Origin of the sequence: Ramlibacter sp., assembly GCF_041916345.1 — a bacterium.
GTDB lineage: Bacteria > Pseudomonadota > Gammaproteobacteria > Burkholderiales > Burkholderiaceae_C > Ramlibacter.
Window position 1 is genome coordinate 1 of sequence record NZ_JAYRZR010000127.1, and the last position, 7,918, is coordinate 7,918.

The window sequence follows — 7,918 nt, forward strand, 5'->3', positions numbered from 1 at the left end:
CACCACCTTGGGCTGCTTGTAGCCGGTGAGGTTGGCGCGGCAGTACTCGCGCACCTTCTCCTCGGTGAGGCCGGGGTCCTTCTTCACGATGACCAGCTTGACGGCCTCGCCCGTCTTCTCGTCCGGCACGCCGACCACGGCGCACTCCATCACGCCGTCGAGCTGCGCCACCACGTCCTCCACCTCGTTCGGGTAGACGTTGAAGCCGGAGACCAGCACCATGTCCTTCTTGCGGTCGACGATCTTGAAGTAGCCGCGCGGGTCCATCACGCCGACGTCGCCGGTCTTGAAGTAGCCGTCAGGCGTCATGACCTTCGCCGTCTCGTCGGGGCGCTGCCAGTAGCCGGCCATGACCTGCGGGCCCTTGATGGCGATCTCGCCCGGCATGCCCTGCGCGACCTCGTTGCCGTCGTCGTCCAGGCACTTCATCCAGGTGCTGGGGATCGGCACGCCGATGGTGCCGGTGTATTCCGTGGCGGTCACCGGGTTGCAGCTCGCCGAGGGCGAGGTTTCCGACAGGCCATAGCCCTCGCAGATGGGACAGCCGGTCTTCTCCAGCCACAGCTTGGCCACCGCGCCCTGCACCGCCATGCCGCCGCCGACCGAGATCTTCAGGTTGCGCCAGTTCACGGTGCCGAAGTCCGGGTGGTTGGCCAGGCCGTTGAACAGCGTGTTGACGGCCGGGAAGCTGTGGAAGGTCTGCTTCGACAGCTCCTTCAGCACGGCCGGCAGGTCGCGCGGATTGGGGATCAGGATCAGCTTGCCGCCCGTGCGCAGCGACAGCATCATGCCCACCGTGAACGCGAAGATGTGATACAGCGGCAGCGCACACACGCCGGTGGGCTGCTCGCCGGCCGGCACCTTGCCCATCACCGGCTGGTTCCAGGCCTCGGACTGCAGCACGTTGGCGATCACGTTGCGGTGCAGGAGGATCGCGCCCTTCGAGACGCCGGTGGTGCCACCCGTGTACTGCAGCACCGCGATGTCGTCGGGGCCCAGGTCAACCTGCTTCAAGGTGCCGCGCGTGCCCTGGGCAATGGCCTCATTGAAGCGCACCGCCCCCGGCAGGTTGAAGGCGGGCACCATCTTCTTGACGTTGCGCACCACGTAGTTGACGAGCGCGCCCTTCAGCAGGCCCAGCATGTCGCCCATGGCCGCCAGCACCACGTGCTTGACCGGCGTGGTCGCGATGCACTGCTGCAGCGTGCTGGCGAAGTTCTCGATGATGACGATGGCCTTGGCGCCCGAGTCCTTGAGCTGGTGCTCCAGCTCGCGCGGCGTGTACAGCGGGTTCACGTTCACCACCACCAGGCCGGCGCGCAGGATGGCCGCCACCACCACCGGGTACTGCGGCACGTTGGGCATCATGACGGCGACGCGGTCGCCCTTGGCAAGACCCAGGCCCTGCAGGTAGGCGGCAAAGGCGCGCGACAGCGAATCGGTCTGCGCGTAGCTCACCTCCTTGCCCATGAACACGTAGGCGGGCTTGCCGGCGTTCTTCTTGAAGCTCTCCTCCATCAGCTGCACCAGCGACCGGTACTGTGCCGCGTCGATGTCGGCGGGCACGCCGGGGGGATAGGCACTGAGCCAGGGACGATCGGTCATGGGGGTTTTCTCCTTGTCTCGCATCCGCAGGCCGGGGTCGCCCTCAGGCGCGCAGCGCCGCCAGCACCTCGTCCAGCATCTTCTTGGCGTCGCCGAACAGCATGCGGTTGTTGTCCTTGTAGAAGAGCGGGTTGTCCACGCCGGCGTAGCCGCTGGCCATGCTGCGCTTCATGACGATGGAGGTTCGGGCCTTCCACACCTCCAGCACCGGCATGCCGGCGATGGGGCTCGTGGGATCGTCCTGCGCGGCCGGGTTCACGATGTCGTTGGCGCCGATCACCATGGTGACGTCGGTGTCCGGGAAGTCCTCGTTGATCTCGTCCATCTCCAGCACCACGTCGTACGGCACCTTGGCCTCGGCCAGCAGCACGTTCATGTGGCCCGGCATGCGGCCGGCCACCGGGTGGATGCCGAAGCGCACGTTCACGCCCTTCTCGCGCAGCAGCTTCGTGATCTCGTACACCGTGTGCTGCGCCTGCGCCACCGCCATGCCGTAGCCGGGCACGATGATCACGTTCTTGGCCTCGCGCAGCATCTCGGCCGTTTCGACCGCGCTCACCGGCACCACCTCGCCGGCCGGCTGGGCCGCGCCGCCGGCAGCCGGGGCGGGCGCGCCGCCGCCGCCGGTGCCGAAGCCGCCGGCGATGACGCTGATGAAGTTGCGGTTCATCGCGCGGCACATGATGTAGCTGAGGATGGCGCCCGAGGAGCCGACTAGTGCGCCCACCACGATCAGCAGGTCGTTGGAGAGCATGAAGCCGGTGGCCGCCGCGGCCCAGCCGGAGTAGCTGTTGAGCATGGAGACCACCACCGGCATGTCGGCGCCGCCGATGGCCATGACCATGTGGATTCCGAACAGCAGGGCGATCACCGTCATCACGAGCAGGGGCATCATGCCGGCGTCGATGGTCGGCGCGCGCAGGAACTCGCGGCCGAACCAGATCACCACCAGCAGGCCGGCCAGGTTGAGCCAGTGGCGCGCGGGCAGCAGCAGCGGCTTGCCGCCGATGCGGCCGGAGAGCTTGCCGAAGGCGATGATGGAGCCCGAGAAGGTGACCGCGCCGATCAGGATGCCGACGTAGATCTCCATCTCGTGGATGGCCTTCTCGGCACCGCTGAACTGCACCGAGGTGTCCACGTAGCTCGCGAAGCCCACCAGGCACGCGGCCAGGCCCACCAGGCTGTGCATCAGCGCCACCAGCTCGGGCATCTGCGTCATCTGCACCTTCTTCGCCGCGAAGAGGCCGATGGCGCCGCCCACCACCAGGGCACCGACGATGTAGGGGATGCCCGCCGGCGTGACGCGCGGACCGAACACGGTGGCCAGCACCGCGATCGTCATGCCGATCATGCCGAACAGGTTGCCGCGGCGCGCCGTCTCCGGGTTGGAAAGGCCGCCCAGGCTGAGGATGAAGAGGATGGTGGCGCCGATGTAGGCCACCGTGGCGAGGCTGGCAGTCATGTCCGCTCCTGGTTCCTGTCGTTGTTGTTGTTCACTTGCGGAACATCGCCAGCATGCGGCGCGTGACGGCGAAGCCGCCGAACATGTTGATGGCGGTCAGCACCAGCGCGAACACCGCCAGCCCCAGGATCAGCGCGTTCGGCCGGTTGGCGGCGCCGGCGGCATCCAGCGGCGGCGCCACCTGCACCAGCGCGCCGATGGCGATGATGGAGGAGATGGCGTTGGTGACGCTCATCAGCGGCGTGTGCAGCGAGGGCGTGACGTTCCACACCACCATGTAGCCCACGAAGCAGGCCAGCACGAACACGGTGAAGTGCGCCAGGAAGCTCGCCGGCGCGAACAGGCCCACCAGCAGGAACAGCAGCGCGCCGATGCCGAACACGATGGCCAGCGACTGTGCCGACATCGGCTCGCCGGCACCGTGGCCGTGCCCCTTGGCGGGCGCGGGCGCCGCGGCCGCCGGCTTGGCCGGCGCGGCGGCAGGCATCTTGATCGGCGGCGCGGGCCAGGTCAGTTCGCCCTCCTTCACCACCGTCAGGCCACGCAGCGCGTCGTCCTCGAAGTTGACGAGGATCTGGCCGTCCTTGGTCTTGCACAGCTCCTCGGTCAGGCGCAGCAGGTTGTTGGAGTACAGCGTGGAGGACTGCTTGGCCAGGCGGCTTGCCAGATCGGTGTAGCCGACGATGGTGACGCCGTGCTTCACCACGGCCTGGCCGGGCTCCGTCAGCTCGCAGTTGCCGCCCTGCTCGGCCGCCATGTCCACGATCACGCTGCCGGGCTTCATGGTCTGCACCATCTCGGCGGTGATGAGCTTGGGCGCCGGCTTGCCGGGGATCAGCGCGGTGGTGATGATGATGTCCACCTCGCGAGCCTGCTGCGCGTACATCGCGCGCTGCGCCGCCTGGAAGCCCTCGCTCATGACCTTGGCGTAGCCGCCGCCGCCCGAGCCCTCTTCCTCGTAGTCGACCTTCACGAACTCGCCGCCGAGCGACACGACCTGGTCGGCCACCTCGGCGCGCGTGTCATTGGCGCGCACGATGGCACCCAGGTTGGCCGCGGTGCCGATGGCCGCGAGGCCGGCCACCCCGGCGCCGGCGATGAACACCTTGGCCGGCGGGATCTTGCCGGCGGCGGTGACCTGGCCGTTGAAGAAGCGCCCGAAGGCGTTGGCCGCCTCGATCACCGCGCGGTAGCCGCTCACGCCCGCCATGGAGGTAAGCGCATCCATCTTCTGTGCACGCGACAGCTGCCGCGGCAGGCAGTCGATGGCCAGTGCCGTGGCCTTCTTCGCCTGCAGCGCCTGCATGAGCGCCGGGTTCTGCGCCGGCCACACGAAGCCGATCAGCGTGCCGCCCTCGCGCATCAGGCCGACCTCGGCCTCCGTAGGCGGGCGCACCTTGAAGACGATGTCAGCGCGCGCCCACAGGTCCGCCGTGCCGGGCACGATTTCGGCACCCGCCTCCCGGTAGGTGTCATCCGAGAAGTTGGCGGCATCGCCTGCGCCGCTTTCCACCGCGACCGAGAAGCCCAGCTTCACCAGCTTGGCCACCACGTCGGGCACGGTCGCGACCCGCTTTTCGCCCGGGAACGTTTCCTTCGGGACTCCGATCAGCAAACCCATGAATGCATCTCCTCCGGTAGGGGCCGGCAGCGGCCCGGACGGCGTGGCTGGCACGCGCGCCGCAAGGCCCGGCGTGCCGCGCCTTGTCTGACCGCGAGCTTACATGAATCGTCCACATGCGCCTGGAGCGGCGCACCCAGAATCAGCGGGCCGGGGCCGGGGGCGACGTGACCAGCCCGATCTTCACCAGGCCCAGGCGTTGCGCACTGGAGAGCGCCTGGGCGACCTGCTCGTAGCGGGCCTGGGGATGCGGGCGCACGTGCAGCTCGGGCGGGTCCGCCTGGGCCGCGGCCTCGGCCAGCCGCGCCTCCAGCGCGGGCCGGCCGGCCAGCACCTCGCCGTTCCACAGGAACGCGCCGCCCGGCTGCACGTCCAGCCGCACCACCTGCGGCGGCTGGGCCGGCGGCGGGCTGTTCAGGCCGGGCATGTCGAGATCCACCGCGTGCAGCTGGATCGGGATGGTGATGATCAGCATCACCAGCAGGACGAGCAGCACGTCCACCAGCGGCGTGGTGTTGATGTCCACCAGCGGCTCGGGATCGGGTTCGGTGCCGGCGCGGATGTGCATGGCGGTCAGCGCGCGGGCGGCTCGGTGAGGAATCCCACGCGGGCGATGCCGGCCTGCTGCGCCGCCAGCACCACCGCGCCCACCGGGTCGTACTCGGCGCGCGCGTCGGCGCGGATGTGCAGCTCGGGTTGCGGCTGCAGGGCGGCGGCGCGCACCAGCAGCGCCTGCAGGCTCTCGCGGTCCGGCAGGCGCGTGTCGAACCACCAGGTGCCGCCTTGCGCGTCCACGGTGACGATGATGCTCTCGCGCTGCGGGTCGACGGCCGCGTTCGGCTCGCGCGGCAGGCTCACGGCGATGCTGCTGTGGACCACCGGTACGGTGATCAGGAAGATGATCAGCAGCACCAGCATCACGTCCACCAGCGGCGTGGTGTTGATCTCGGCGATGAAGCCGTCCTCGCCCTCGCCCGCCCGCGCGTAGTGGATCGCCATGGGCTCAGCCCGCGTCCACCGTCACGGGCGGGGCGGCGGGGCCCGGCTGCGTGGCCTGCGCTGCCTGCCGCGCGTGGGCGGCCAGCAGCACGGTGTGCAGGTCGGAACCGAAGGCGCGCACGGTGTCCATCACGATCTTGTTGCGGCGCACCAGCCAGTTGTAGCCCAGCACCGCCGGCACCGCCACCGCCAGGCCGATCGCCGTCATGATCAGCGCCTCGCCCACCGGGCCGGCGACCTTGTCGATGGAGGCCTGCCCGCTGGCGCCGATGCGCACCAGCGCGTGATAGATGCCCCAGACCGTGCCGAACAGGCCGACGAAGGGTGCGGTGGAGCCGACGGTGGCGAGCACGGCCAGGCCCTCCTGCGTGCGGCTGTGCACCGTGGCCACGGCCCGCTCGATGCTCTGCGCCACCCAGGTGTTCATGTCCACCTGGCCAATCAGGCCCTCGTGCTTGCGCGTCGCCTCCAGCGCCGACTCCGCGATGAAGCGGAACGGGCTGCCCTTGACCAGCAGCTCCGCGCCTTGGCGGACGGTGTCGGCCTTCCAGAAGCGCGCATTCGCGTCGCGCCCCTGCCCGCCCATGCGCGACTGGGCGATGAGCCGCGTGATGAGCACGTACCAGCTCGCCAGCGACATCACGACCAGCATCAGCAGCGTGCCGCGCGCGACCCAGTCACCCTGCTGCCACAGGGCCTGCAGGCCATAGGGGTTGGCGGCCGCAGCGGCCGACTGGATGGGCGGCAGGTTGCCCTGCGCGGCGGCGGCACAGGCCAGCGCAGCCAGGGCTAGGCCGGCGGCGGCGCGCTTGGAGAACGGGTGGATGCTCAAGGGAAACCCTCCGACGCTGCCATTCTGCCTTGTGCCGCGCGGCGCCCCTATGATCGCCGGTCATGAGCACTCGTTGGCGACCCAGCGTGACCGTGGCCGCGGTCATCGAGCGAGATGGCCGGTACCTGCTGGTCGAGGAAGAAACCCCCGAGGGCCTGCGCCTGAACAACCCGGCTGGCCACCTGGACCCCGGCGAGGCACCGGCCGAGGCCTGCGCGCGCGAGACGCTGGAGGAAACCGCCTTCGCGTTCCGGCCCACGCAGCTGGTGGGCGTCTACCTGTCGCGCTTCCGGCGTCCGGCCACCGGTGAAGACGTGACCTACCTGCGCTTCGCGTTCTGCGGCGAGCTGGGCGAGCACGATGCCACGCGCACGCTCGACACCGGGATCGTGCGCACGCTGTGGCTCACGCCCGACGAGATTCGCGCCTCGGCGGCCCGGCATCGCAGCCCGCTGGTACTGCGCTGTCTGGAGGACCACCTGCGCGGCACGCGGTACCCCCTCGACCTGGTGACCACGGACCCGAGCATCTACCAGGCCGCCTGAGGCGCCCGGCGACGCCGCGGTCAGCCCGCGGGCGCCGGCGGGATCGCCAGTCCGCGCTGCACCGCCGGCCGGGCGACAAAGGCATCGAGCACGCGTCGCACCTCGCCGAAGCGGTCGAAGCCCACCAGGTCACCCGCGCCGTAGAAGCCGACCAGGTTGCGCACCCAGGGGAAGATCGCGATGTCGGCGATGGTGTAGCGCTCGCCCATCACCCACGCACGGCCCGCCAGACGGGCATCGAGCACGGCCAGCAGGCGCGCGGCTTCCGCCACGTAACGGTCGCGCGGGCGCTTGTCCTCGAAGTCCTTGCCGGCGAACTTGTGGAAGAAGCCGACCTGGCCGAACATCGGCCCGATGCCGCCCATCTGGAACATCAGCCACTGCGTGGTCTCCCAGCGCGCGGCCTCGCCGTCGGGCAGCAAGCGGCCCGTCTTCGAGGCGAGATACATCAGGATCGCGCCGGACTCCCACAGCGCGAGCGGCTCACCGCCAGGGCCGTTCGGGTCGATCATGGCCGGGATCTTGTTGTTCGGGTTGAGCGACAGGAACTCGGGGCTCATCTGCTCGTTGCGGTCGAAGGCGACCCGATGCGCCTCGTAGGGCAGCCCCAGCTCCTCGAGTGCGATCGAGATCTTCACGCCGTTGGGCGTGGTCAGCGAGTAGAGCTGCAGGCGGTCGGGGTGGCGCGGCGGCCACTTGCGGGTGATGGGAAAGGCAGAGAGATCGCTCATTGGTAGATGTTGGCCCCTATCGAGCCATCAGGTTCAAGTAGAAGCCAACACCCCCGTTCAAACCGTGCATGCGGATTTCCCGCACACGGCTTACCAGTGGTCTGTCGGCACGCAGCATTACGC

The 7,918-nt window shown here is 69.4% G+C and carries 8 protein-coding genes; 1 reads left to right on the plus strand and 7 read right to left on the minus strand.

Annotation, left to right across the window (positions count from 1 at the left end; genetic code table 11):
- The 6 genes from ACE3T5_RS20095 to ACE3T5_RS20120 form a co-directional block, all read right to left on the minus strand.
- On the minus strand, nucleotides 1–1,605 hold a 1,605-nt coding region (locus tag ACE3T5_RS20095; protein ID WP_374669885.1), incomplete at its 3' end, for a long-chain-fatty-acid--CoA ligase.
- A gap of 43 nt (nucleotides 1,606–1,648) precedes the next feature.
- Entirely contained in the window at nucleotides 1,649–3,067 is a 1,419-nt protein-coding gene (pntB, locus tag ACE3T5_RS20100; RefSeq protein ID WP_374669886.1) for a Re/Si-specific NAD(P)(+) transhydrogenase subunit beta, read from the minus strand.
- Nucleotides 3,068–3,098: 31 nt separating this feature from the next.
- Nucleotides 3,099–4,688 (minus strand): Re/Si-specific NAD(P)(+) transhydrogenase subunit alpha, encoded by a 1,590-nt coding sequence (locus ACE3T5_RS20105; RefSeq protein ID WP_374669887.1) that lies wholly within the window; start codon nucleotides 4,686–4,688, stop codon nucleotides 3,099–3,101.
- A 142-nt stretch (nucleotides 4,689–4,830) separates the two neighbouring features.
- Nucleotides 4,831–5,256: an ExbD/TolR family protein gene (locus ACE3T5_RS20110; protein WP_374669888.1), complete on the minus strand. Its 426-nt coding sequence runs from the start codon at nucleotides 5,254–5,256 to the stop codon at nucleotides 4,831–4,833.
- 5 nt (nucleotides 5,257–5,261) lie between these two features.
- Complete coding sequence (locus tag ACE3T5_RS20115) at nucleotides 5,262–5,687, minus strand: ExbD/TolR family protein (protein WP_374669889.1); 426 nt, start codon at nucleotides 5,685–5,687, stop codon at nucleotides 5,262–5,264.
- 4 nt (nucleotides 5,688–5,691) lie between these two features.
- Nucleotides 5,692–6,519, minus strand: coding sequence for a MotA/TolQ/ExbB proton channel family protein (locus ACE3T5_RS20120; RefSeq protein ID WP_374669890.1), 828 nt, complete (start codon nucleotides 6,517–6,519; stop codon nucleotides 5,692–5,694).
- Nucleotides 6,520–6,581: 62 nt separating this feature from the next.
- On the opposite strand from ACE3T5_RS20120, the gene ACE3T5_RS20125 reads away from it, so the two are divergent.
- On the plus strand, nucleotides 6,582–7,064 hold the full coding sequence (locus tag ACE3T5_RS20125) for an NUDIX hydrolase (protein WP_374669891.1): 483 nt from the start codon (nucleotides 6,582–6,584) through the stop codon (nucleotides 7,062–7,064).
- A 20-nt stretch (nucleotides 7,065–7,084) separates the two neighbouring features.
- Here ACE3T5_RS20125 and ACE3T5_RS20130 read toward each other — a convergent pair whose 3' ends face one another.
- The gene (locus tag ACE3T5_RS20130; RefSeq protein ID WP_374669892.1) at nucleotides 7,085–7,795 is read right to left on the minus strand and encodes a glutathione S-transferase N-terminal domain-containing protein; all 711 of its coding nucleotides are present in this window, start codon (nucleotides 7,793–7,795) and stop codon (nucleotides 7,085–7,087) included.
- Nucleotides 7,796–7,918: the final 123 nt, after the last annotated feature.